Below are 23,901 nucleotides of genomic sequence, written 5' to 3' on the forward strand. Positions count from 1 at the left end.
CCCACCTGCATCGACCCGTCCGCCCCCTCTATCTTGCCAACCCGATGAGCTACCGCGCCCCTATCAAAGACATGCTGTTCACGATGCGGCATGTCGCCGGCATTGACCGTGTCACATCGTTGCCGAATTTTGAAGAGTTTGACCTGGAGACCATTGAGGCGGTTCTGGAGGAATCAGCAAAGCTGTGCGAGCAGGAGATTGCTCCTTTGAATGCAGTCGGTGACCGGGAGCCTTCTCGATGGAGCGACGGTAGCGTGGTTGCAACTCCCGGCTTTCAACGAGCGTTCCAGCTCTTTGCGGACGGTGGGTGGCAGGGCCTCGGTCATCCCCAGGCATTCGGTGGGCAGGGACTGCCCAAACTCGTAGCGTCCGCGTGCTCCGAAATGCTGCAGGCATCCAACGTCTCGTTCGGGTTGTGCCCAATGCTGACGGATGGCGCCATCGAGGCCCTGATCACGGCAGCCAGTCCAGAACTGCGCGAGAAATACGCGCAGCCACTGATCATGGGCAAGTGGACAGGCACGATGAACCTGACCGAGCCTCAAGCCGGCTCCGACTTGGCCGCAGTGCGCACCCGTGCCGAGCCACACGCTGATGGGAGCTACCGCGTCTTCGGGACCAAGATCTTCATCACTTGGGGCGAGCACGACATGGCACAGAACATCGTGCACCTGGTGCTCGCGCGCCTTCCCGACGCACCTCCAGGGGTGAAAGGCATCAGCCTTTTTGTTGTGCCCAAGTTCCTCGTCAGTGAGGATGGGTCGCTGGGCGCCCGGAACGACGTCCAGTGCGTCAGCATCGAGCACAAACTGGGGATCAAGGCCAGCCCAACTGCGGTGCTGCAGTTCGGGTGCGCAGATGGCGCGGTAGGTGAGCTTGTCGGCGAGGCGCATCAGGGCCTGAAGTACATGTTCATCATGATGAACGCTGCGCGGTTCGCGGTTGGCATGCAGGGTATCGGCGTTGCTGACCGTGCCTACCAGCAGGCGCTGGCCTTCGCGCGCGAGCGGGTTCAAGGACGCGACCTGTCGGGCACAGGTGAGCCGGTCGCCATCGTGCAGCATCCCGACGTCAAGCGCATGTTGCTGACCATGAAGGCGGTGACGGAGAGTGGCCGTGCTCTGGCCTATGTTGCGGCCGCCGCCAGCGATCTTGCGCATCATTCTGGCGACGAGTCAGTGCGACAAGAAAATCAGTCGCTGTATGAGTTCCTCGTCCCGGTTATCAAGGGCCATTGCACGGAGATGTCGGTGGAGATCGCGAGCCTGGGTGTACAGATCCATGGGGGGATGGGTTTCATCGAAGAGACCGGTGCGGCCCAGCACTATCGCGATGCACGCATCCTCCCCATCTACGAAGGCACCACAGCGATCCAAGCCAACGACTTCGTGGGGCGCAAGACGATGCGCGACGGGGGTGTCTTTGCGATCGCGGTGTGCACGCGAATCGCCGCTACCGAGCGAGAACTGGCAGAGCATGCTCACCCAGACTGCCAGAGCATGCGCCTTGCACTTCAAGCTGGACGGCGTGCCTTTGAAGCGGCCATTGAGTTCGTGGTGAGCGAAGGGAGCACTCGACCGGCGGTCGTCTACGCCGGCGCCGTGCACTACCTGCGGCTTGCCGGCATAGTGCTCTGCGGATGGCAGATGGCGCGCTCGATGCTTGCAGCCATGTCCTGCGATGCCGGGGACTCGGGTTTCTCCGTGTCGAAGGTTGCCACGGCGTTGTTCTATGCCGAGACGTTGCTCCCCCAATCTCAGGCGCTTGCGACGGCGCTCATGGGAGGTGGGACCACCGTGGAGCGCGTCACCGCGGAAATGCTTTAGCCGATGGGCCTGGTCCATTGCGCCCAGGACAAAGCGCTCGCGCGCCAGGAAGCGCTTGCAGGCTCACTTCCGGGCGGGAGAGGCCTTGCGTTTCATGTCGGGCCACACTTCGCTGGCGGCATCGATGAATGTACGGATGAGCGGGTCGTTGTCGCGGCCCGCCAGATGCGCAATGAATTGCGGATAGTCCGAGCGCGCGATGGGAGACAGCGCAAGGTGGCCCTCCTTGACGCCCTGCAGCGCGTACTCCTCGCGCATCAGCAGCATGCCGACGCCCGCCTGCACCAACGCCCGGCCAAGGGCCGAGTTGTCGAAGCGGACGACGCTATTGAGCTCTAAACCCCTCTCGCCGAACAGCCGATCGAGCATGTAGGCGTAGGCACGATTGGTGTCGCTGGGCGTGATCCAGGGCAGAGCGGCCAGCTCCTCCCAGTCGGCACTCTCTATCTTGTCCTTCCAGGCCACGGGACCTGCTACCAGGAAATTGATCGTGGTCAGCTGGTAGTAGGTGAGATCAGGATCCATGGGCCTGCCCAAAAGCATCCCGATGTCGAACTCCCCTGTCTTGAGCGCCTGGCGCGCTCCCGCAGAGGCTCGCGCACACACATCGACCGTTATCAGCGGATGCCGAGCACGCAGGCCTGCCACCACCTCTCCGATGCGGCTGGACAAAGGATCGCTGCTGGCGCCAACAATAAGGTTGCCTTCGGTCTTGCCCCGCAGGTCCCTTGCGAACGACGTGAACTCGGCAGCCCCGTTGAGGAGGACCTTGGCCTGGCGCAGTAGCATCTCTCCGGCGCGGGTGAGCTCGAGGCTGCGATTGGTCCGCACGAAAAGCTGCATGTCCAGGCTGTCCTCGATGGCGCGCACGTGTGCGCTCGCCGCCGACTGGCTGACATGGAGCCGCTCGGCGGCTCGGGTGAGATGCTGTTCCTCCGCCACGGCGACGAAGGTACGCAACTGCACGAGGTCAATCATCATTTCTAAGTAGGCCTTCTTTTGACTGTCAGACCCCGTGATTTTCTGACAGTCGATGGAGTCTCGAAAGCGGGCTTTCCCCCACCTTCCCATCGGTCACCGATCAAACCCCGCTTAGCCTCACAAGCCGGGGGGTTGGGTGCGTTCGAATGCGGGCTCGCTTTCTGCGAACGAAGACAGCCAGAGCGACAGGCCAGGAAAGGCGGCGCGCCACTCCACCGCCTTGCGGCGGTCCAGGAAGCCCAAGGCGCACGCCAAGCCGATTGACACTGCATCGGTCTGCCGGGGATCAGGAGGCGATGCTTCGAAGACAGCGAGCGCTCGGCGAATCTTGCCGCGTTGGTGCTCTAACCACTCCTGCGACCTCATGCTGGCATCGTGATAGCGCTCCTCGTAGATGATCAGCGCACCGGCGTCGATGATCCCATCGGCCAGCCGGGTTTGGCTGAGCATGGCAATGCGCTGCTCTCCAGAAGCGGGTAGCAGCCTTTCTGTACCAGCAACCCACTGCAGGAATTCCAGAATCACGCTGCTGTCAAAGATGGCTGAGCCATCGCTCCTGACCAGGCAGGGATACTTCCCCAGCGGATTCTGTTCCCGCAGAGTCAGGTCGGATGCATCTGTCCCAACGTGCGTTACGCGATCCGTGAGGTGGAGCACGTCGATCACCATACGCACCTTGCGCACGAATGGGGATGTGGGAGATGAGCGAAGGATGAAGGTTTCGGTGGAGATCGACATGGTCAGGCGGCGATAGCTCAGTGAAAGGACCGGCCTCCGTCCACAGCCAATGCGGCCCCAGTCACATACGAAGACTCCTCACTGGTCAGGAACAGAATCGCCCGGGCTATCTCTTCGGGCTGGGCGAGCCGCTGCAGGGCGTAGTTGCTCACGTTCACACGCACCCCATCCGCCATGGCGGTGTCGACAAGGCCTGGGCACACCGTGTTGGCGCGAATGGACGGTGCGAGTTCGGCGGCGAGCGCACGTGTCAAATTCAGCACGCCCCCTTTCGATGCTGAGTAGGCCGTGCGATTGGGAGAATTCGGCAGCAACGACTGCCCGGAGCCGAGATTGACGATCGTTGCAGAGGTAGAGCGTTGCAGCCAAGGAAGGCAAGAGCGGACAACGATGTAGCTGCCGGTCAGGTTGATTTCGAGCACACGCCTCCATTCGGCCAGCCCGACTTCCAGAACGGATCCTCGCAGCATGACGCCGGCGGCGTTCACGACGCCATCGATACCGCCCATAAACTCCGCACCCGAGGAGACAGCCCGGTCCACGGACTCCTCATCGGTAATGTCCGTTTCGAAGGCCTGCGCGCCTGTCTGGCGCGCGATGTCCTGCAGGCCCAGGGGGTCGCGGTCCAGCAGCGTCAGTGCTGCCCCCTGCGCCGCAAAAAGCGTGGCCGTCGCGCGGCCGATACCCGAGGCGGCGCCCGTGATCAGAATGCGGCGGCCGCTGAGGCGATTGTCAGAATTTTGCATGTCAACGCTCAGTCACTTTTTCGGAATTCCCGCCATTTCCACCAGTCGTCCCCAGCGCTTGATCTCTTCGTGCACGAAATCTCGCAACTCTTTGGCCGACATCGGCATGGGCGCCATGGCCATCTTCTGAATGGCGGCCTTGGTCTCCGTTCTTGCCAGGCTTTTGGAGACTTCGGTGTTGAGCCTGCGCACGATGTCCGGATCGGTGCCCGCGGGCGCAAAGAGAGCGGCCCATGTCACGACATGCACGTCCGGGTAGCCCGCCTCTCCCATCGTCGGGACATCCGGCAGCGAGGGATGGCGCTGGACATCGGTAACAGCCAGCACTTTCAACTGGCCACTTTGAACAAATCCCATCGAGGAAAACGGATCGACCAGAAGTGCATCAATCTGCCCGCCCACCAGGTCGGTCAGGGCCTGCGGCGTACCCCGGTAGGGCACATGGGTGATCTCCAGTCCGGCCTTGGACTGCAGCAGTGCCGCGGCGATCTGGCTGGATGTGTTGCCGCTGCCGAAGCTCAATGGGCTGCTGCCGGAGCGAGCCTTGGCCGTGCGCACAAAGCTGGCTACATCTGAAGCGGGAAAGTCACGCCGAACGAGCAGAGTCAATGGGATGCGAATAAGCCCTGCCACCGCATCGAAGTCCTTCTCAGGGTCGTAGCCGAGCTTGGCATAGAGCGTCTTGTTCACCGCATGGGCAGAATTGGTGCTCATGAACAGGGTGTAGCCGTCTGGTGCTGCACGCTTGGCATTCATAGCCGCAATGTTGCCGTCTGCGCCTGCCTGATTTTCAATCACGATCGGCTGACCGAGTCCCTTGCGCAGGTCCTCCGCAATCACCCGGGCTGTCCCGTCCGTGGCACTGCCCGCAGGGAACGGCAGGATCAGCTTGATGGGCTTGTTGGGGTAGGCCTGGGCGAGGCACACGCCGGGAAGCATCGCCAACCCGGCAATCGCCGACAACAGTCGGCGTCGAAATGTCTTCATCCTTCAGTCTCCTTTTTTATAGTGCTCGGGCCAGTGCATGCGCACCAGGTCTCGGGACTCGCCATACGCATAGCAGCTGTCGATCTTCAGCGGGCGGCCATTGGCGTCCACGCGCTCGGCCCGCCCCCGGTTGAACTGGCTGAGTGACTGGAACGCAGTTGTCGCCATTGGTATCAGCAGCTCCATCAGATGGGTGCAGCTGCGCGCGCCGCCCAATCGGCTGCGCACCTCCTTGCTCCAGCCGCTGGTCATGCGCAGGCCAATCAATGACTGCAGCGCTCGCCCCCCCTCGGGGCATTGCTCGTACGGCGCTGCTTCAGTGAACGTCTCGACGCCATGGATGCAAAGCTCGGTGTCGAACACCAGGCGCACCCCCATGTCGTGGATGGGCTCGCCGGCCGCAACCTCTTTGCCGCCGCGCCATGGAACGAACTCATGCGGCTTTCGGTCGGTCACCCTTCCTTCGAGCTCGTAAAGCCCGTCGCTGCGTTTCCAACTGCGCATGTCGATGCGGCGAAAATGCAGTTCCTCCTCGCGCGTCGCATGGGGATGGATCATGGCCAGGATCTCCTTCAGCTGAACTGCGGCGCACGCTTCTCCAGGAACGCATTGACCGCTTCGCTGTGGTCCGGCGTCTTGTGACAGACCGCCTGGAACACTGCCGAGAGCTCCAGAACCGTGTCCAGCCGGGAGTGGATGGCCTCGCGCATCAGGCGCTTGGTCAACCGGATGCTGTGGGCCGCATTGGCAGCGATGCGGCCTGCCAGCTCACGTGCAGCCGGCAGAAGGTCATCATGTGGGACCAGGCGAGAGACCAGGTTCCACTCCAGTGCCTGCTGGGCTCCAATCGTGTCGCCCGTGAATGACATCTCGGCCGCCCTGGACATACCAATGATTCGCGGCAGCAGCCAGGCGCCGCCGTCGCCTGGGATGATTCCCAGCTTGACGAAGCTCTCAGCAAACTTGGCCTTCTCGGAGGCAATGCGGATGTCGCACATGCAGGCCAGGTCCAGGCCCGCACCGATGGCATGCCCATTGACCGCTGCAATCACCGGTACCTCCAGATTGAAGAGCGAGAGGGCGAGGCGCTGGATGCCGCGCCGATAGTCCTGGCGGATGTCCATCTCGCTCACTTCCGGAGACGCCTGGCGCTTCATGTCGTTGATGTTCCCGCCGGCACAGAACGAGGGACCATTTCCGGTCAGGATCACGCAACGCACGCTTCGGTCGTCATGGATGCGGTCGATCGCGGCAAGGAACTCCGGTATTGCGCTGTTGCCGGTCAATGGGTTGCGTTGCTCGGGCTGGTTCATCGTCAACGTGACAACGGCGCCATCTTGTTCGTAGATCAGGAAGTCGGACATAGGTGTACTCAAAGTGTGGTGTTGTCGATCACGAAGCGGAATCTCACATTGCCCGCCAGCAGCCTTCGATAGGCATCGTCGATTCCGTCCGCGTGGATGACTTCCACCTCGGCGGAGATGCCATGCTCAGCGCAGAAGTCCAACATCTCCTGTGTCTCGGCGATGCCCCCACTGCGCGTGCCCGCGATGGACCGTCGGTTGGTGAGCAAGGTCGTGGCGGAGATGCTCAGCGGCTGGGCCGGAACTGCCAGGTTGACGTAGACGCCATCGCGGGCGAGCAGGCCCAGGTAGCGGTCCAGGCCGACATAGATCGGGACGGTGGAAATGACGAGGTCAAAGGCGCTGTCAAGGGACGTGAAGGTCTCCGGCTCAGTGCTCAAGCGAAAATCCTCGGCACCCAGGCGCAGCGCGTCGTCGCGTTTCTCGGGCGAAAGGTCCAGCACCGTCGTCTGCGCGCCCATCGCTTTCGCCATCTGCACCCCGACATGGCCCAATCCGCCAAATCCGATGATTGCGACCTTGCTCCCGGGCCCAGCCTTCCAGTGGCGAAGGGGGGAGTACATGGTGATGCCGGCACACAGCAGCGGCGCGGCGTTCGCAAGCGCCACACTCTCAGGGATACGGACAACAAATCGTTCGTCGACCACGATGTGCTGGCTGTAGCCACCATCGGTTCGCTTCCCATCGCGCCCGATGGAGTTGTAGGTCAATGTGCGGCCGCCACTGCAATACTGCTCCAGGCCAGCCAGGCAGTTCTCGCACTTCCCGCAGGCATCGACCATGTTGCCCACTCCGACCCGATCTCCAACCTTCAACCGAGAAACCTCAGCACCCACAGCAGATACCGTTCCGGAAATTTCATGACCAGGTACGATGGGATAGACGGTCTTGCCACGCAGGCTGCGCGCATGCTCAACGTCTGAATGGCAGATGCCCGCGTAGGCAATGTCAATCAGCACATCGCGAGGACCGGGATCTCTGCGCTCGATGGTGGTGCGAACAAAGGGTTCTTCTGGACCGAACGTGCAGCATGCCCTTGAGACGATCATGGAGTGCTCCGCGCGCGTCGGCGATCAAATTGGATGCTGCGCATCACTCGGGCTGGATCTTCGCGGCCTGCGCCAACTTCACCCATCGCGCCGTTTCGGACTCGATGAAGCCCTTGAGCTCATCGGGCCCCATGATCAAAGGGGTAGTGCCATGGTTGGAGTATTTGTCGACCAGGTCACGCTGCTTCTGCGCCTGCATGACTGCATTGCTGACGCGCAGCACCAATTCGCGCGACATGCCCGGCGGGCCAATCAGCGCGTTCCAAGAGGGGAAGTCAAAGCCCGCCAGTGTTTCCGAGATTGCTGGCCAGTCTGGAGTGGTCGGGTTGCGTTTGAGCGATGTGACAGCCAGGGCTCGCAGTTGGCCCGCCTTGGCCTGCGACTGCGCGTTCCCTGGGTCGGTAAGCGTAGCGTCCAGCACGCCACCAATCACATCGGTGATAGTGGCTGGACTTCCGCGATAGGGCACCGGTAGCAGTTCGATGCCCGCAAGCTTGTTCATGGTGGCGATCTGCGTTTGCACCGCCGTGGTCGAGTATCCGACGCCTACCTTTCCTGGCCGCGCCTTCGCGTAAGCAATGAAGTCCGCGAAGGTCTTGATGGGTGAGTCTGCCTTGACCATCAAGACGTGGTTCGTCAGGCTCACCCCGGCAATCGGCGTGAGGTCCTTGCGAGGGTCGTAGCCCATGCTCTTGACGAAGGCCACGTTGGCTGCCAGCGGCGAGTTGGAGCCACACAGGAGCGTATTGCCGTCCGGAGCAGAGCGCAACACGTCCAACGTGCCGATACCTCCGTTGCCACCGGGCTTGTTGTCGATGTAGTAGTTCTGCCCATTGATCGCGCCGACCATGGGCATGAGGACGCGTGTCGCATAGTCGTTCGAGCTGCCTGCAGGAAGCGGGACGACCACACGCACACCCCGCTGGGTTGCCTGGGACCATGCGAGCTCGGCGGGGAGCGCCAGCGCCAAGCCCAGCGCCTTGATGAAACCACGTTTTTCCATTTTGCTTGTCTCCGTTTATTTCTACTGTTGTGCCCACCAGTCAGTGGGCTCATCCAAGGATCGACTTGTATTCCATGAATTCCTCGATGCCGAAGCGCCCCCATTCACGGCCGACGCCTGACAGCTTGAAGCCGCCGTGGGTGCCACGCTTGTCAAGCGGGGCCCCGTTGATACGGACGCGCCCCACCCGCAGGCGGGACGCAATGCGACGCGCGCGCTCTGCATCCTTGCACCAGACCCCGCCAGCCAGGCCGTACTGAGAGTCGTTGGCAATGCGGATCGCATCCTCCTCATCGTCGAAGGGGATGATCACGACCACAGGGCCGAAGATCTCCTCGCGCGCGATGCGGCTGTTGTTGTCGCCCGAGAAGATGGTCGGGCGTACATACCAACCGCTTGGCAGATGGTCCGGAGCTTCGGGACCGCCCGTGAGCATCCGCACGCCGTCTTCCTGGGCTGAGCGGATGAAGTCCCGCACGCGGTCACGCGCCGCCGAGGTGGAGACTGGGCCGAGCGTTGTGGCCTCGTTCAACGGATCGCCAACAACGTAGCTCTCAGCCTTCTGTACCGCCAGTTGCTCCGCCTCTTGCAGACGCTCCCGCGGTACCAGCATGCGAGTCAGTCCTCCGCAAACTTGGCCCGTGTTGCGCAGCGCATCCTGGATTCCATCCGCGACCGCGCGCTCGAAGTCCGAATCGGCCAGGATGATGTTGGGCGACTTCCCGCCAAGTTCCAGATGGACTCGCTTGATCGACTCGGAGGCAACCTGCATCACGCGGCGTCCGGATCGAACCGAGCCCGTCACGGACACCATGTCGACCAGCGGGTGTGCTGCAATTGCCTCGCCGACTTCAGGCCCAGTACCGCACACCAGATTGAACACGCCACGCGGCAATCCGGCCTCAGCGCACAGCTCGGCGAACATGAAGGCTGTGAGGGGTGCCACCTCCGACGGCTTCAGTACCACGGTGCAGCCAGCTGCAATGGCTGCCCCTGCCTTGGAAATGACAGAGCGCAGTGGTGCGTTCCATGCAGTGATGGCCCCCACCACCCCGGAGGGCTCGCGTCGCACGTTGGTGTTGCCTACGCTCTCCACCCATTCGATCTGGGAAAGCGACTCCGCGATGATGTCGAGCTCCTCCACGGCCCCCAGAGTCTGCGACCTGCGCAAGGCCGTGATCGGATAGCCCAGCTCGCTCACCAGCACTTGGGTGATCTCTTCAGAGCGTGCCTCCGTCAGGCGTGCCAGCTTGTTGAAGATTGCGATGCGCTCTTGCACAGACGTCCGGGACCATTCCGAGAATGCGCGCACCGCCGCCTGCACCGCAAGCTCCACGTCTTGAGCCGTCCCACGAGGCACCGTCGCGATAGGCTGCTCCGTCGCTGGATTGATGACAGTCAGGACATCACGCCCAGCTGAGGCGACCCACTCACCATCGATGTAGATCTTGTTTCGTTCGATCATCTTGCTCACCATGCCTCTTCCAGAATTTGTTGTAGTTCGGCAGCACTGCGTACCGGTCGCGGATTGCCTCGCAGGAACCAGTCACCCATGCCGTGCTCAGCGATATCCGCCAGGGCCTCTCGCGGCACCTTCACATCACGCAGGCGCTGCGGCACGCCGAGGTCGTTGAACAGGGAAGTGACTTTCTCGATGGTGCGTTGCAGATCTCCTTGTTCCTGCGAGTGCGGCGCATCAAGCGCGGCCGCGACATCTGCCATGCCCGCGGCTGCGGCTTCGGCGTTGAAGCGCAGCACGTGCGGTAGCACGATGGCATTGACCGTGCCGTTCTCGATGTCATGCCGGGCGCCGATGGCGTGGCCCAGCACCGTGGTAATCCCAGCTGCAGTATGGTCCGTGCCCTGCCCACAGAGGATGGCAGCCAGCACCAGTTGGCCACGCACCGCTGCGTCGTCGGTTTTTGCAGCTTGCGGCAGATACCTTCCGAGCAGACGAAGTGCCTGGATCAATGCACCCTGGGCGAGTGCATCCTGCGAGCGCGATGTCAGGCCCTCGATAGCCATCGACAAGGTATTGATACTGGCGCTGGCTACCAGGCCGCGCGGCGCCGAGAGGATCATTTCGGGGTCGATGAACACGGACTGCGCACGCGTCTTGGGATCGAACATCGCCAAGCGCTGTCCGGAGGCCGGGTCGAACACCGCGCTGCCAGCCTTCACGGTGGCAGTGGTAGGCGTGGTGGGAACGATGAACTGAGGCAATTTGGGGGCCGACAGCTTGGGGCTGCGCAGGCTGCCGTCTGCCTCGGTCACGGTACACAGTTCGGAGACCGGCTTGCCCTCGGCCGCCAGGATGCTGGCAGCGCGCGCCGTCACGATGGCTGAGCCACCGCCGACTGCGATCACGGCGTCCGCTTCCAGGCGGCGCAGCAACTGGGCAGCATCTTCAACGGAGGCCACCGGGCTGTGCCCCAGCACCTCTCCATAGACACCCGCACAGCGCTCGCCCAGTGCCGCACGAACACGCTCAAACAAAGGACCTTTTGCCAGCCAGTCGCCGCAAACGACGACGGCACGCCGGCTCTTGATGCGGTCCAGCTCGCGGCCCAGGTGGGACAGGCTGTCGGGGCCGTGGAACAGCCGCAGCGGCGGCGTGACGTGTTGGAAGTTCTGCATGGCCATGTCAACCTTCGTTCTGGAGTTCGGCGCGGAGTTGGGCGCTGATCGCGGCCTTGTCCACCTTGCCGGTGTGGTTGGTTGCCAGCGGCTCGCGCTGGATCTTCCAGCGGCTGGGCACAGCAAACGATGCGATCTGCCCGCGCAGTTGGTCCTGCAGTTGTTGCGGTGTGATATCGGTGTCGGTCACGACGGCTGCCATGACTTCCTCGCCCAGATCGCGGTGGGGCACGCCGAAGACCACGGTTTCAGTCACGCCGGGAATATTCAGCAGTGCTCGCTCTATCGCGGCCGGGGCGATGTTCTCGCCGCCACGGATGATCATGTCTTTGCAACGGCCCGTGATCCAGAGATTGCCCTTCTCGTCGAGCTTGCCGAGATCACCGGTGTGCAGCCAGCCATCCGCATCGATGGGCGACTCATTCAAGCCAAAGAAGCCGGACATCTGGGTCGGGGAGCGCAACAGGATCTCCCCGTCCGGCAACCCGTCATGCGGGAGGAAGCGAATCTCAACACAGGGCAATGGCTTGCCGGTGGAGCCCAGTTCCTCGATGGCTTCTGAGCCAGCTGCAGCAGTGGCCTGCCCCCCGTTTTCGGTCAGGCCGTAGCCTGTCGGAATCCTTGGACTGACGCTGGGCAGTTGGGTGCGAATGCGCTGCATCAGTTCTGCATGCACCGGCGCACCGCCAATGCTGATGGACTTCAAGCTGCTCAAGTCCCTGCGCGGTACGTCCGGGTGGTCCAACAGGCGCGAGACCATCGTCGGCACTGCGTTCCATCGATTAACCTTGTTGCGCTCAATGGACGCGAGCACCTCTGCAGGGTCATAGCGACCTTCCGACAGCACCAGCGTATCGCCGACAACAACGGCCCGCATGAGGGTTTGCATGCCACCGACATGGAACAGTGGGCCGGTAATGAGCGTCACGTCTCGGGCCGCCTCGTCGATCTGATGCGGCAACTTGCGCGTGATGTGCAGGGTCATCTGCAGCCGCGCCAGCAGGGCCCGGTGCGAGAGCACCACCGCCTTGGGCTGACCCGACGTGCCGGAGGTGAAGATGATGAGAGCGGTGTCTTCCTCAAGGCGTGTACTGTCCACCTCCGCGGCAGCTTCGTCGCCGTTCCACCACTTGGAGTCGATGGCCCAAGGCCCCTTGCGAGCGCCCTGGGGCACGCGCGGCGCGCAGCGGTCATCAGCCAAGGTCATTGCGGGCTGCAGCAGTGCGAGACCGTTGCTGACTTCCACTTCGCTCCACCAGGCGTTTGCGAGCACTGGTACTGCGCCCACAAGGAAGCAAGCCCAGAAGTTCACCACCCACTCGGGGCTGTTCCAGCCCAGGATGAAGATGCGATCACCTCGTTGAATTCCCAGCTCGGCGAGTTGGCTGGCCTTGGCCAGTGCTCCCCGGTGCAGGTCCTGGAACGACAGGACGCGATCACCCTGTATGAGGTGGGGCCGGGCGCCCCAGCGGCGGGCGAAACCGAGCACCTGCTCGACCCGGCGCGGGCGATCCGTGTACATCCGGAAGGGGACGCCGCCAACCGTTTCGGTCGCGATCTCTTTGCCCCATGGCGTTGCTGCTGCTGACATCGATGTCTCCAATTCAGTGAGCCGGCGCAAAGAGATCGCGCCCACTCACTGCACGTTCAGATTTCTTTGTATTGATTGAGGATCGCGTTGTCCTGGCCGAGTCCCGGCGCCGGCTTGGCGGGGCACCACTGGCCATCGAACTTGATCGGTATCCGCACACTGCGAATCGTCCCGACCGTCCCCGGGTACTCGACATCGGCAATCGAGCCCGAGCCACTGGCGCATTCCATTTCCAGCGCCTCGCCCAGGCTGCGCACCACGCCGCAGGGAATTCCCGCCTTGTGGAGGCGCTTCACGATCTCTTCGGAAGTGAACCCTGCAAACACCTCACTGAGCAGCCCATCGCATGCGTCTCGATGAAGAACCCGCGAGGCCGCAGTCACAAACCGCGGATCTTCCGCAAGCTCGGGACAGTCCATGGCCTCGACAATCTTCTTCCACGAGTTGTCGCTGAAGGTGGAGAGCAAGACCTTCCCGTCCGACGCCGAATACTGGCCATAGGGCACCACGCCGGGATGGCGCGACCCCATGCGCTTTGGCGTTTCGCCCGTCACGAAGTAGCGAGTGGCGTTGTAGACCGACAGGGACAGCAGCGAGCTCATCATGCTGACCTCGACCAAGCCGCCCTTGCCCGTGCGTGAACGGCGGTGCAGCGCAGCGAGAATGCCATGCACCGCGAACATGCCCGAGGACAGATCGGCCACCGGAAGGCCCAGCTTGCTGGGCGGGCTGTCGCTTTCGCCGTTCAAGCTCATCACGCCCGACTCAGCCTGCACGATGAGGTCAAAGGCGGCGCGCCGGCTTTCAGGTCCCGTGCCGCCAAACCCAGAGATCGAGCAGTACACAAGCTTCGGGTTGAGCTTGGAGACGACGTCGTAGCCAAAGCCCAGGCGCTCGGCGACACCGGTGCGGAAGTTCTGGATGAAGACATCGCAGTCGGCGACCATCGCGTGGACGAGCTTTCGGCCCTCTTCGGACTTCAGGTCGACTTCCACCGAAGCCTTGCTGCGGTTGATGGTGGAGTGGTAGAAGCTCACGTCGCCTTGCAGCGGAGCAATATGGCGGGTATCGTCGCCGGCCTCTGGCACTTCCACCTTGATGACCTCGGCTCCCATCTCGGCGAGCAGCAAGGTCGCATAGGGGCCCGAAAGGTAGCGCGTCAGGTCAAGGACACGCACCCCGCGAAGCGGCAGTGAGTCGTCCTCAGGTGCTCGCACGCCATCCTCGTGCGCCGATTCAGCAGACGCCAATGTGTGGCGTGCCTCACCCTTCGCTTTCGCGATCAAAGTGTCGCTGGCAGTGGTCATGTTTGTCTCGGTCTAGGCTGGTTTCTTTTATAGGAGCCGTTGGCTCATGCCGCTGGGCGCTTGGGCAGTGCGACGACGGCAGTGCCCGGCATTACCTTCTGATCGCGCTGGTTCGTTGCCCAGGTGGTGAGCTTCACCACGTATTCGCCATTGGTGTCGATCTCCTTGGATTCCACGCGTCCCCCCAAACGCACCACGTCGCCCAGATAGACGTGTGCGCGGTACTGACCGGTGATCGCACGCAGTTGTCCCGCGTCGCCCATCCAGTTGGTCAGCGAGTGGATCTGCCAGCAGGTGCGCTGGATGCCCACGTCGTAGGCAATCTGCGCGCCCTGGAGTTGTGCGGCGTAGTCGTTGTAATGAACGGAGTAGACGGGTTCCAGCGCATGGGTCCGAGGGTCACGGAACGCCCACTTGGGGTGCTTGTGGTATCGCTTGAGCGAGACAGCATGCGCCGCTACCCGTGGAATGGGCGCCGCACCGGCGGCAATAAAGGCAATGAAGTCGGTCAGGCCGAGTGGACCCTTGGTGATGACGTCAAGTTCGTCACCGACCTGCACATCATCCCAGTAGCGCGTCTCAGCGCCACGTGGGCGCTCCGCCAGGATCTGCTTCTCGATCTCGGCGATCTCTTCGTCTTTCCATGGATGGGGCACTTCGATGGCGCGGCTCTCGCGGCGCTTTTGCATCTCGCCGCGCTCGAAGCGCATGCGTGAGCAGATGAAGGTGGCCTTGAGCTCACCGTTTTCGTTGCGATATTCCTGGCGCAGGTAGTCCTTGATGCGCCGGCCGCCGAAGTTGCTGTCGTCGATGGGCCCATCAAAGCCGTCGAACGTCACCTTCGCGGTGATCTTTTCGCCCACGCGGATGGGCTCGTTGAAGGTCATCTTGGTTTCCGCATGGAAACCACCCAGACCAGGCCAGCCGACCTGCACCGAGCCGAGACAGGCAAAGATGAAGCTGGGTGGCGCGACCAGTGTCTTGTATGGGCCGTCCTTCGCGTAGTTGGCATCCGTCCACAGCGGGTTGTCGTCGCCAATACCCTCGCAGAAACGCATGATCGCCAGCCTGGTCGCGTACTCGTTATTCAGGCAGGACTCTGTGCGCAACTCGGTCCCGATCAGGGCGCGCATGTCATCGAGCATCTTGTCGGTGAACTTGCCCAGGGCCAGCTCTTTACTGATGCCGGCATCAGTTGTCTCTTTGGTGTTCATATATGCGAACTCTTGGTCGTAATGGCGATAAGAGACTGTAGGATTTTGGGCGGGAAGGGTCAATGCGGTTTTTGTGCAGCCCGCATCCGCAAAAGCCGCTCACCGGGAAGATGGCAACCTTGCAGCCCGCATTCGGGAAACACGAATCCCGGCTCCTGAACATCGCCATGGACGCCCACCAAGCCCGACTCCTAGACTGGGTCGCAAAAGGGCGCCTGTGCGAGGGGCACAGATGCCCTACAACGACAGGAGACATGCATGCCCAATTCCATTGGCCTTCCCAGCCGGCGAACGTTTCTTTCCACTGCAGCTCTCGCACTTGGCGATGCCGGGCTATGCAGCTCGGCACTGGCACAAGAGAGCGCAGCTCCTGCGGCCTATCGCGGGAACCAACATCGCCCAACGCAGGATCTGCTGGAGTGGCATGGCCGCGGACCACGCGAAGCTGCGATGGAACCAGGGCTTCCCATCGTGGACCCGCACCACCACCTCTTCGGTACCAGTTCGGACAAGCTCTACTACCGTCGCGAGGACATGGAGAGCGACCTGGCATCGGGACACAAGGTCGTGGGGACCGTGTACATAGCGGCCTACGGGGCTGGCTGGCGCACCGACGGACCGCCTGCTATGCGCTCGCTCGGGGAGGTGGAACGCATCGTCGCGTTGAGCGCAGAGCCGCTCAGCACGCCCCAGGGACCTTGTCGCCTTGCTGCGGGCATCGTCTCGGACGTCGACCTGGCGCTAGGGGATGCGGTGGATGAGGTCTTGCGAGCACATGTGGAAGCAGGAAAAGGCAGGCTGCGGGGCGCTCGCTTCTATGCGACCTACCACGAGAGCGATCTCAAGAAGTTCATCCCCAACGCCCAACCCAACATCATGGGCGACGCCAACTTTCGCCGCGGCTTCGCTTTACTGGACCGGCACGGCCTCAGCTTCGATGCGCTGATCTATCACACCCAGCTGCGCGAGCTGGCCTCATTGGCCGACGCGTTTCCCCGCACCCCCATCGTACTGAACCACGTGGGCATGTCGGTGGGGGTCCTGGGATTCCAGTCTCAGCAAGCTAGCGTTCGGCGCGAGTGGGAACGCGACATGCGCGCCCTGGGCAGCAGGCCCAACGTTCGCGTGAAGGTCGGTGGCATGGGCATGCCCATTTTCGGATTCGGATTCGAGTCGGGGGCGAAACCTGCAGAAACCCAGGCCTTGCTGCAGGCCTGGAAGCCTTTGATGGATGTCTGCATTGATGCATTTGGCCCCGGGCGATGCATGCTGGAAAGCAACTTTCCGGTGGACAAGCAGTCGGGCGGCTACGTCCAATTGTGGAATGCCTTCAAGCTTGCGACCCGCTCGTTGTCCCAGTCAGAGCGCCAGGCACTTTTTTATCGAACCGCATGTCAGACCTATCGGCTTCCAGAGCTTGAGCGTGCGTGCGATCAAACCTGGTCTCAAAAGGGATAAGCGGCAGTCGGCGAATTGGTTTGCGTCGCGCAGATGCGGTGCCTGCGCGGCGCCGCACCCGAGGCTTTTCCGGACCGCCAGAATTTCGCCAACCTCAAGACGGGTGGCCAGCTCACATCGCCCACCGATGCCGCCACCCGCGTGCTCGCCTGGCTGGACCGCGCGGACTTCGGCGCCAATCCCGTGGCCGATGTACGCGAGGCCTGACAAGAATTCTCCAGACATCCCTCCAGAAAGGAAACTCCCATGACCCGTGAAGTCGTCGTCGTCAGCGCAGTGCGCACCGCCATCGGCACCTTTGGCGGCAGCCTCAAGGACATTGCCCCCACCGAACTGGGCGCGCTCGTGGTGCGCGAATCGCTCGCCCGTGCCAACGTGGAAGGCAAGGACGTGGGCCACGTGGTGTTCGGCCATGTGGTGAACACCGAGCCCAAGGACATGTACCTCTCGCGCGTGGCCGCCATCAACGGCGGCTGCAGCGAGAACACCCCCGCCTACAACGTCAACCGCCTGTGCGGCTCGGGCCTGCAGGCCATCGTGAACGCCAGCCAGTCCATCCTGCTGGGCGACACCGACGTGGCCATCGGCGCCGGTGCCGAGAACATGAGCCGCGCACCGTTCGCCAGCCTGAACATGCGCTGGGGCGCGCGCATGGGCGACACCAAGATGGTGGACATGATGATCGGTGCGCTGCACGACCCCTTCCACAGCATCCACATGGGCGTGACGGCCGAGAACATCGCCGCCAAGTGGGGCATCAGCCGCGAAGACCAGGACCAGCTGGCCGTGGAAAGCCACAACCGCGCCGAGCGCGCCACCGCGGCCGGCCTGTTCAAGGACCAGATCGTGCCCGTCACCTTGAAGAGCAAGAAGGGCGACGTGCAGTACGCGACCGACGAGCACTTCCGTCCCGGCGCGACGCTGGCCCACATGGCCAAGCTCAAGCCCTTGTTCATCAAGGAAAACGGCACTGTGACGGCGGGCAATGCCTCGGGCATCAACGACGCGGCCGCTGCCGTAGTGCTGATGGAAGCCGGTGCCGCCAAGGCCCGCGGCGCCAAGCCCCTGGCGCGCCTGGTGGCCTACGCCCATGCCGGTGTGGACCCCAAGTACATGGGCATCGGCCCCGTGCCCGCCACCCAACTGGCGCTCAAGAAGGCCGGCCTCACGGTGGCCGACCTGGACGTGATCGAGGCCAACGAGGCCTTCGCCGCCCAGGCCTGCGCGGTGAGCAAGGACCTGGGCCTGGACCCGGCCAAGGTCAACCCCAATGGCTCGGGCATCTCGCTGGGCCACCCGATCGGCGCCACGGGTGCGCTGATCACCGTGAAGGCCCTGCACGAGCTGCAGCGCGTGCAAGGCCGCTATGCGCTGGTGACCATGTGCATCGGCGGCGGCCAGGGGATTGCGGCGATCTTCGAACGCCTCTGAGGCCGAGCACCGCTTGAAGCTTGCTTTCTAGAGCACACGCTGACTAGACAACTTGCGCACCACGCCCGTGGAGTTGGCCTGGATCGATTTCTCATTTCAGCCCGCTCCTCCGCACCAAACGCGTCGAAAATCGAGAGCGGCTGCAGTGGTCACTTCCGTCGAATCATTGCTTGCGCCCACCAATTGCTACTGGCCATGGCCAAGCCTCCGAGCGGCTCCCATCCGCACTTGATCGCATCGTTGACCTGTTCGATCAAGGTTTTCATGCTGACATGGGAGAGGATGTTGTACTCCATTGCCTACTTTCTGAACTGAATCAAAATCTGCGACGTGAAGGCTTTGGGTTGTGGACATCGCTACAAGCCCTCGGCCATCTTCTTGCGCCGAATCTAACAGTGGTGAATCCATCCGGTCCAACATCCTTGCGCCCATGACCGGCCCCAGGCCTTTGCATGTGGGCCTGATCCTAGGTGTGGTGCATCAGCCCTCCTGCTCCTCAGCACCTGGCTCATCACCTGTCAGCAGTGAGTGCCGGAAATACGGCCGCGCCGAAGAATCCAAAATTGCATCGAGCTGCTCGTACGTGGATTGCTCAGGCTGCAACCACGTGTCAATGTCCTTGGGCCTGATCGGCACCACGCATCGGTCGTGGCCCACCGCTCGAACCTCGGGCGGCGGATCATCGGTGATGATGGCAAACGAAAGAAGGTCAGGCACCCCTGGCGCCGACCATCGGGCCCAGACGCAGGCAAGCACCAGGTCCTGCTCAGGCTCCGGCCAAAACTCCACGATCACGGTTCCGGGCTTTTCGCCAGGTTGAAGCGTCTGCCGGCCTTCGGCTAGGTGCCTGGGCACGTGCTCATAGAAGCGGCTGATGACGATAACGGCGTGGGTCTTGCCGTACTGGTGCCTCCAGAAGCCCTTGAGCGAATCCTTGCGGGCGTTGTAGCAACCTGGGAACTCCTTGTCGAAGGACTCGGGCACATGCGACGGGCGGCAGTGGTAGCGCATCAGCTTGAGCACCCGCTCACCGTCTTCCATCACCATCACAGGTACATAGGAGCCGGGGAAGATCCGCGAGTCGATGGCACTCAAGCGGGTCTGGTGCAGCTTGGCGATCTTATCTTCATACCAGGGGATCTTCTTGGTGGCGATGCGCTGATCGGCTGCCGCTGTCTTGGTGAATTTGACCTGCAGCTTCGCAGTGGCCTTGGCCAGCCTGGCACGCTGCGTTTCCAGGTCGGCGAGGAGTTCTTTTTCCCGGTCGGCCGCGTACTGCGCGATCGCCATCTTGATGTCGCGCTCGGCTTCTGACTGCGGCATTTCGAAGGCAGCTTCGACGCTCTTGGGGATCAGGATGCTGCTGTCGCCCAGTCGCCGGTAGAAGAGCTCGTAGAAGTTCTTGAGGCTCAGCTTGGCCCCGTATTCGCGCACGAACTTCGCGTAGTCAGACCGGACCATTGCGCTGTAGCACATCGGCAACTCCTGAACGGTGAACCAGTATGCCTCGGCTGCGGTCGGCACGCGATGTTCTCGCGAAACATAGCGCCCCCGCCGGTGATTTACACATGGCGGTGGAAAACGGCAGGACGATGGGTCACATTCCTCGCTGTCGAGCAATGTTTCGCAAACGCATGTATCGGATATCCTGAGCGAGAGTTGGAGCAGCTTGAGCGATCTTGTCGAGGCACCGCGCGAACTCCGAAGGTATCCATCGCTGCTCGGAGATCAGCGAGTGCAAGAGACTCAGTGCATCAGCCGGAAATCGCGAGCAAAACTCCGACTTGTCCAGTCGATGGATGAGAAAGTCTGGATGTTCGACAGGGCGCAGCCAGTCGTACACCGCCTTGAGCGCCGCAGGGAATTCGGATCCCGCAGCGAGAGCGGTTCTGGCCAGAGATTCGGCAATCTGGGGACTGGCAAGGTCCCGTGACTTGGGCCACACGCCGTTCCAAAATGGCAGAGCACGATTCTTCCAGTAGTCCTCACGCTGCTCACCCGCCCCTTCAAGGGCCTGAGACAAGGCTCGCGCTGACTGCTCAAGGCCATGAAGAGGTAAAGCACTGATCGCCCCTCGAAAGTCTTGTCCCGAGAATCCCTCGATCGGCGCAAGGGCAGCATACGTGAGGAACGCAGCGAACTGCTTCTGATGCTCGCCAAGTTCTTCGTAGTGATGAGCACACGCTAAAAAGTCGCGCTTGAAAGCCACCAGGAGTGGTTGATACAACCGCGGCGACCAAAGGAACCCTTCCCAAAGCGCTCTTGCTTCGTTGCGATTTTCCCAACTGAGTAGGGGCAGTAGATGTTGCTGTGTCCATGCCCTATCGACTCGGAAGAGCGCGATCAGGTTGGCTGCCAGCAGCACTCGACCGTGGCGGAACCGGTCGATGGTCAGATCACACAACTCGGCGAACAGAACATCTATGATGTCTGGGAGTTGATCGTTGTCGTTTGGACTCCGCTTGAACCAAAGATTGATCAGCGCTTGAGTAGTGTGTCCGATCGGATGATTGATGGCTTCAGTGACAGGCTGGTCAATGACTTCACCATTGCGCGTCATTCCGGTGCCTGCTTCGATAGGCAGTGCCATGATCCGGCGAGCCAGCGAAATCAGCATGTCCTCATGTTTGCTGATCGACTTTGAGGCCCTTTCGATCCACCAAGTCACTCCATGGGCGAGCTCTTGCAATAGGTCGTCTGGCATTACCTCAACCAACGGTGCCGCATGTAACCACGATCGCGAGATTTGGTCGTCCTCGCTCCAGACTTGCAGCGCCTCCCGCCAGCGACCCGTCGGCCAAATATTCTCTTTCGCCAAGTCACGCAGTGCGTAAAGACTATGGAAGAACCGAGTGCGGCAGACATCTCGCCAAGTGTCTTCGGAGAATGGCCGTCGTTCCGTCGGCTGCTTCGTGAGCCATTGGACAAGCGATCGTCGGGTACGGGGCGCAATGTCGACATCAATGTCGTCTTCGAAATCAGGGTCACCAGACCCACTCATCCAATGTGAGAACTCGTCACTTTCATTGGCAGCAAGTTGTCGATGTGGCAACTGGTTGGAAAGCTCTGCCAAGCGTGAAGCAGCGTTGCGTCCGAGTGCCACGCCCGACGCGCTCATTTTCGCCAGAAGGAACCAGACCGCATTCGCTTTGATGCGATCCCACTCCTCTGGCCGTAGCTCGTCGCGGTACATGTCGCGTGGAGGCCCTTCGATAATGGCGGCTTCTATGCGATCCTGAATGGGGCCTGCAAGTTGACTCCCTTGCAAAGTTAGAAGCCGTGACACTTCACGCTTTGTGCATATCGACCACAGCCACCATGCACCATCAGCAAGAAGCCAATCGACCCAGTCGCCAGGTGCGATGCAAGCGTTATGGCTTGCGGCGAAGAGTGCGAGCCTCTTGAACGTCGGATAGGGCAAGTCGAACCACATCCGGGCTACATACGAAGCCCGGGAATTGTCGATGGCGCGCACTGCCAGCCAAGCATCACGCAGGATCTCAATCAAGATCACCCAATCGCGGAAACCCCGGTTTTGCCAATGAGGAGATATCGAAGGTAGATCCCAGATAGATGTGTCATGCTTGTCGCTTGCATCACCCAACTCGCGCAGCAGATCGAGCGCGTCGCGAACCAGCTGCTGCATGTCCTCAAGCAATGAGGGCAAGATGGGCGCCCACTGCTCATCCGCAACATCGCGCCACGCTGAGTGGAGGTGATCCGCTGCAAGGACTAGCTCGTAGTCGATCAACCCCTTGATGCTGGTGGCATCGCCGCTGTCTTTCGCCACATCGTCCCAAACGAATGGCTTCCTGAGGGCAACCTGCGGCGCAAGTAGTTCACGCAATTCGAAGCGTAGGGTCGCAGTAAGGCCCTCCCTCTTCAGCCGGTCTCGCCAACGATAGAAGTCTGCGTAGCGCACAGCCGACTTCACTCGGCCGCTGAGCAGCAGTCGCCACATCGCTCGCATCGGTGGCCCTGGAATCGCCTCGGGCGCTTGGGCACGTATTGCATCAAGTTCAGCAATGCTGCCCTTACGCTCCAGCTCAGCGAATCGATCCAGCTCTCTTTCGACCAGCCATACCAAGCGATCATGCATTTGACCGCCACATTGCGCGATCCAAATCACGAGTTTTGGATTATTCAAATGGCGCACGAGCCAGGGGGCCAGGTTGCCCATCACATCATCCCACTGGCTGCATAACTCGCCACTGTGGGCCAGAACCATCCTGGGCGAACGGTCATATGGCGCAGGGCGATGGGTAAAACTGAAGCGCAGGCCTGAATCGACATCCTGCCTTGGCGGCACGCCAAAGCGCGCTAGGTCGCTGTGCTCGAAGCGCTGGTTCGCGAAAGCCTCTAACAGCCAATCGATTGACGGAGCTGGGTTGAATTCGGCAAAGCGCTTGGCAGGAAGCCCAGACCGATCCGATAACGCCCATAGCATGCGACCTACAAAGTCGTCTTGCTGCGTGCTTGCCGATGGTCGCGCCAACGCATGGCTCACAACAATACGCTCCTTTCCCAGCACGCCGTCTCGATAGGTCTCCGCCCATGCGCGCAGGGTTTTGTGCAATGCTGAGTGGTCATAGGTACCTGCCGGGACTTCGTACAGGATTGGAGTTACCCCTTTTGCTTTCCACTCCACGGTCTTGACGTGCTCCATGCCAGGTGCACAGTCGCCCAGCGCCCAGGCTTGAGGGGTGACCTCTCCCAGCATCCTGTCTGCAGCCAGGGCATCCATCATGTAGCGCAACACCGGATCGTTGATGCTGTATCCAACAAAACAGACAACATAGTTGCGGAACAGTTCACTCACGAAACGAGCCGCCCAGCGCTCCGTCAGATAGGCCAAACCAAAGTCTCCGCTTGTGACAACCAAGCGGTTCAACGTGGCGTCATCCAATTTTTCTGTCAGTAGCCCATGCAGGTAGACAAGTCCATCCCACCGACTGTTCTTGGGGATGGGGAGCATGGGTGCAGCAAAGGATTGAAACTTCTTGCCGGTGCGTTTGGCGGCGGTATGGAACACGCGGTCAAAGTTGGTGGTCACCAGGCGAATGCTGCCTTCACGCGACCGTCCCAGCTCGAGCAACGCCTCGTGCGTGGCGGTAGCCTCCTTGCGACGCAACTTCGGCTGGAGTGCTTGAGCCAAAGCGCGCCGCACGGCTAAGCGCTGCCCCGGCAAGCGCCGCTCAAGCAGGTCGAGCGTTGCGTCAAATTGCTTGCGATCAAACGCCTCCTTCTCTATGTCTGACGGTGTTGTGCCGTTCAGCTGATAGATCTTGTTGACTAATCCTTCAAATCCTGGAAGTCCGGCTGGGTACGAGATTCCAGCACCACAGAAAAACACCACTCGACCCTCTTCGTGTGCCTGCAAAAGTGCATCTGGAATGTCTGGCCCCTTGGCAATGAACTGCACGTCTCGTGCCCCCCATGTTGTTTGGCCGGTCGATTTTGCTCTGCAACTCCGAAAGCCTGAAGCACAAAGTGCCGCTCAGTGAGATCAGCCGGCCGGAACAATCGGTCTCGATCCTGAATGCAAATGCGAGATCGCAGGCGGTAGGGC

19 protein-coding genes and 1 pseudogene are annotated in these 23,901 nt (G+C 61.6%); 4 read left to right on the forward strand and 16 right to left on the reverse strand.

The features are described from left to right. Positions 1-44 precede the first annotated feature (44 nt). Positions 45-1,826, forward strand: a complete 1,782-nt coding sequence (locus HNP48_RS00855; protein ID WP_184854960.1) for an acyl-CoA dehydrogenase — start codon at positions 45-47, stop codon at positions 1,824-1,826. Between the two features lie 63 nt (positions 1,827-1,889). Here the strand turns inward: HNP48_RS00855 and HNP48_RS00860 are convergent, their stop codons facing one another. From HNP48_RS00860 to HNP48_RS00920, 13 genes are all read right to left on the reverse strand, one after another. Beyond that, positions 1,890-2,807, reverse strand: coding sequence for a LysR family transcriptional regulator (locus HNP48_RS00860; RefSeq protein WP_184854961.1), 918 nt, complete (start codon positions 2,805-2,807; stop codon positions 1,890-1,892). A gap of 117 nt (positions 2,808-2,924) precedes the next feature. Then, positions 2,925-3,545, reverse strand: coding sequence for a glutathione S-transferase N-terminal domain-containing protein (locus HNP48_RS00865; protein ID WP_184854962.1), 621 nt, complete (start codon positions 3,543-3,545; stop codon positions 2,925-2,927). 17 nt (positions 3,546-3,562) lie between these two features. Next, a complete protein-coding gene (locus tag HNP48_RS00870; protein ID WP_184854963.1) occupies positions 3,563-4,291 on the reverse strand; it encodes an SDR family NAD(P)-dependent oxidoreductase in 729 nt (242 codons plus the stop codon). Positions 4,292-4,303: 12 nt separating this feature from the next. Beyond that, the gene (locus HNP48_RS00875; RefSeq protein ID WP_184854964.1) at positions 4,304-5,278 is read right to left on the reverse strand and encodes a tripartite tricarboxylate transporter substrate binding protein; all 975 of its coding nucleotides are present in this window, start codon (positions 5,276-5,278) and stop codon (positions 4,304-4,306) included. Between the two features lie 3 nt (positions 5,279-5,281). Next, positions 5,282-5,836: a DUF2889 domain-containing protein gene (locus tag HNP48_RS00880; protein WP_184854965.1), complete on the reverse strand. Its 555-nt coding sequence runs from the start codon at positions 5,834-5,836 to the stop codon at positions 5,282-5,284. 14 nt (positions 5,837-5,850) lie between these two features. Then, positions 5,851-6,642 (reverse strand): crotonase/enoyl-CoA hydratase family protein, encoded by a 792-nt coding sequence (locus HNP48_RS00885; protein WP_184854966.1) that lies wholly within the window; start codon positions 6,640-6,642, stop codon positions 5,851-5,853. 8 nt (positions 6,643-6,650) lie between these two features. Continuing rightward, positions 6,651-7,691 (reverse strand): NAD(P)-dependent alcohol dehydrogenase, encoded by a 1,041-nt coding sequence (locus HNP48_RS00890; RefSeq protein ID WP_184854967.1) that lies wholly within the window; start codon positions 7,689-7,691, stop codon positions 6,651-6,653. Positions 7,692-7,734: 43 nt separating this feature from the next. After that, positions 7,735-8,694 (reverse strand): tripartite tricarboxylate transporter substrate binding protein, encoded by a 960-nt coding sequence (locus tag HNP48_RS00895; protein ID WP_184854968.1) that lies wholly within the window; start codon positions 8,692-8,694, stop codon positions 7,735-7,737. Between the two features lie 49 nt (positions 8,695-8,743). Continuing rightward, complete coding sequence (locus tag HNP48_RS00900) at positions 8,744-10,159, reverse strand: aldehyde dehydrogenase family protein (protein WP_184855632.1); 1,416 nt, start codon at positions 10,157-10,159, stop codon at positions 8,744-8,746. 5 nt (positions 10,160-10,164) lie between these two features. Beyond that, positions 10,165-11,337 (reverse strand): iron-containing alcohol dehydrogenase family protein, encoded by a 1,173-nt coding sequence (locus tag HNP48_RS00905; protein ID WP_184854969.1) that lies wholly within the window; start codon positions 11,335-11,337, stop codon positions 10,165-10,167. A gap of 1 nt (position 11,338) precedes the next feature. After that, positions 11,339-12,922: a class I adenylate-forming enzyme family protein gene (locus HNP48_RS00910; protein ID WP_184854970.1), complete on the reverse strand. Its 1,584-nt coding sequence runs from the start codon at positions 12,920-12,922 to the stop codon at positions 11,339-11,341. A 56-nt stretch (positions 12,923-12,978) separates the two neighbouring features. Beyond that, positions 12,979-14,229: a CaiB/BaiF CoA-transferase family protein gene (locus tag HNP48_RS00915; protein ID WP_184854971.1), complete on the reverse strand. Its 1,251-nt coding sequence runs from the start codon at positions 14,227-14,229 to the stop codon at positions 12,979-12,981. A gap of 44 nt (positions 14,230-14,273) precedes the next feature. Then, positions 14,274-15,443 carry a MaoC family dehydratase N-terminal domain-containing protein gene (locus HNP48_RS00920; RefSeq protein ID WP_184854972.1) on the reverse strand — a complete coding sequence of 390 codons (1,170 nt, stop codon included), beginning with the start codon at positions 15,441-15,443 and terminating at the stop codon, positions 14,274-14,276. A gap of 258 nt (positions 15,444-15,701) precedes the next feature. Between HNP48_RS00920 and HNP48_RS00925 the strand changes: the two genes are divergently transcribed. From HNP48_RS00925 to bktB, 3 genes and pseudogenes are all read left to right on the forward strand, one after another. After that, positions 15,702-16,901 carry an amidohydrolase gene (locus HNP48_RS00925; RefSeq protein ID WP_184854973.1) on the forward strand — a complete coding sequence of 400 codons (1,200 nt, stop codon included), beginning with the start codon at positions 15,702-15,704 and terminating at the stop codon, positions 16,899-16,901. 42 nt (positions 16,902-16,943) lie between these two features. Next, positions 16,944-17,108: pseudogene (locus HNP48_RS00930) on the forward strand (short-chain dehydrogenase); the annotation flags it as partial. A 39-nt stretch (positions 17,109-17,147) separates the two neighbouring features. After that, the gene (gene bktB / locus HNP48_RS00935; RefSeq protein WP_184854974.1) at positions 17,148-18,332 is read left to right on the forward strand and encodes a beta-ketothiolase BktB; all 1,185 of its coding nucleotides are present in this window, start codon (positions 17,148-17,150) and stop codon (positions 18,330-18,332) included. Positions 18,333-18,481: 149 nt separating this feature from the next. Here the strand turns inward: bktB and HNP48_RS00940 are convergent, their stop codons facing one another. The 3 genes from HNP48_RS00940 to dsr1 form a co-directional block, all read right to left on the reverse strand. Beyond that, positions 18,482-18,628, reverse strand: a complete 147-nt coding sequence (locus HNP48_RS00940; protein ID WP_184854975.1) for a DUF1737 domain-containing protein — start codon at positions 18,626-18,628, stop codon at positions 18,482-18,484. 184 nt (positions 18,629-18,812) lie between these two features. Further along, on the reverse strand, positions 18,813-19,856 hold the full coding sequence (locus HNP48_RS00945; RefSeq protein WP_311773788.1) for an SOS response-associated peptidase family protein: 1,044 nt from the start codon (positions 19,854-19,856) through the stop codon (positions 18,813-18,815). A gap of 73 nt (positions 19,857-19,929) precedes the next feature. After that, positions 19,930-23,754 (reverse strand): anti-phage defense-associated sirtuin Dsr1, encoded by a 3,825-nt coding sequence (gene dsr1 / locus HNP48_RS00950; RefSeq protein ID WP_184854976.1) that lies wholly within the window; start codon positions 23,752-23,754, stop codon positions 19,930-19,932. Between the last annotated feature and the right edge of the window lie 147 nt (positions 23,755-23,901).

The sequence above is a fragment of the Acidovorax soli genome, from assembly GCF_014207955.1.
In the GTDB taxonomy this organism is placed as follows: domain Bacteria; phylum Pseudomonadota; class Gammaproteobacteria; order Burkholderiales; family Burkholderiaceae_C; genus Acidovorax; species Acidovorax soli_A.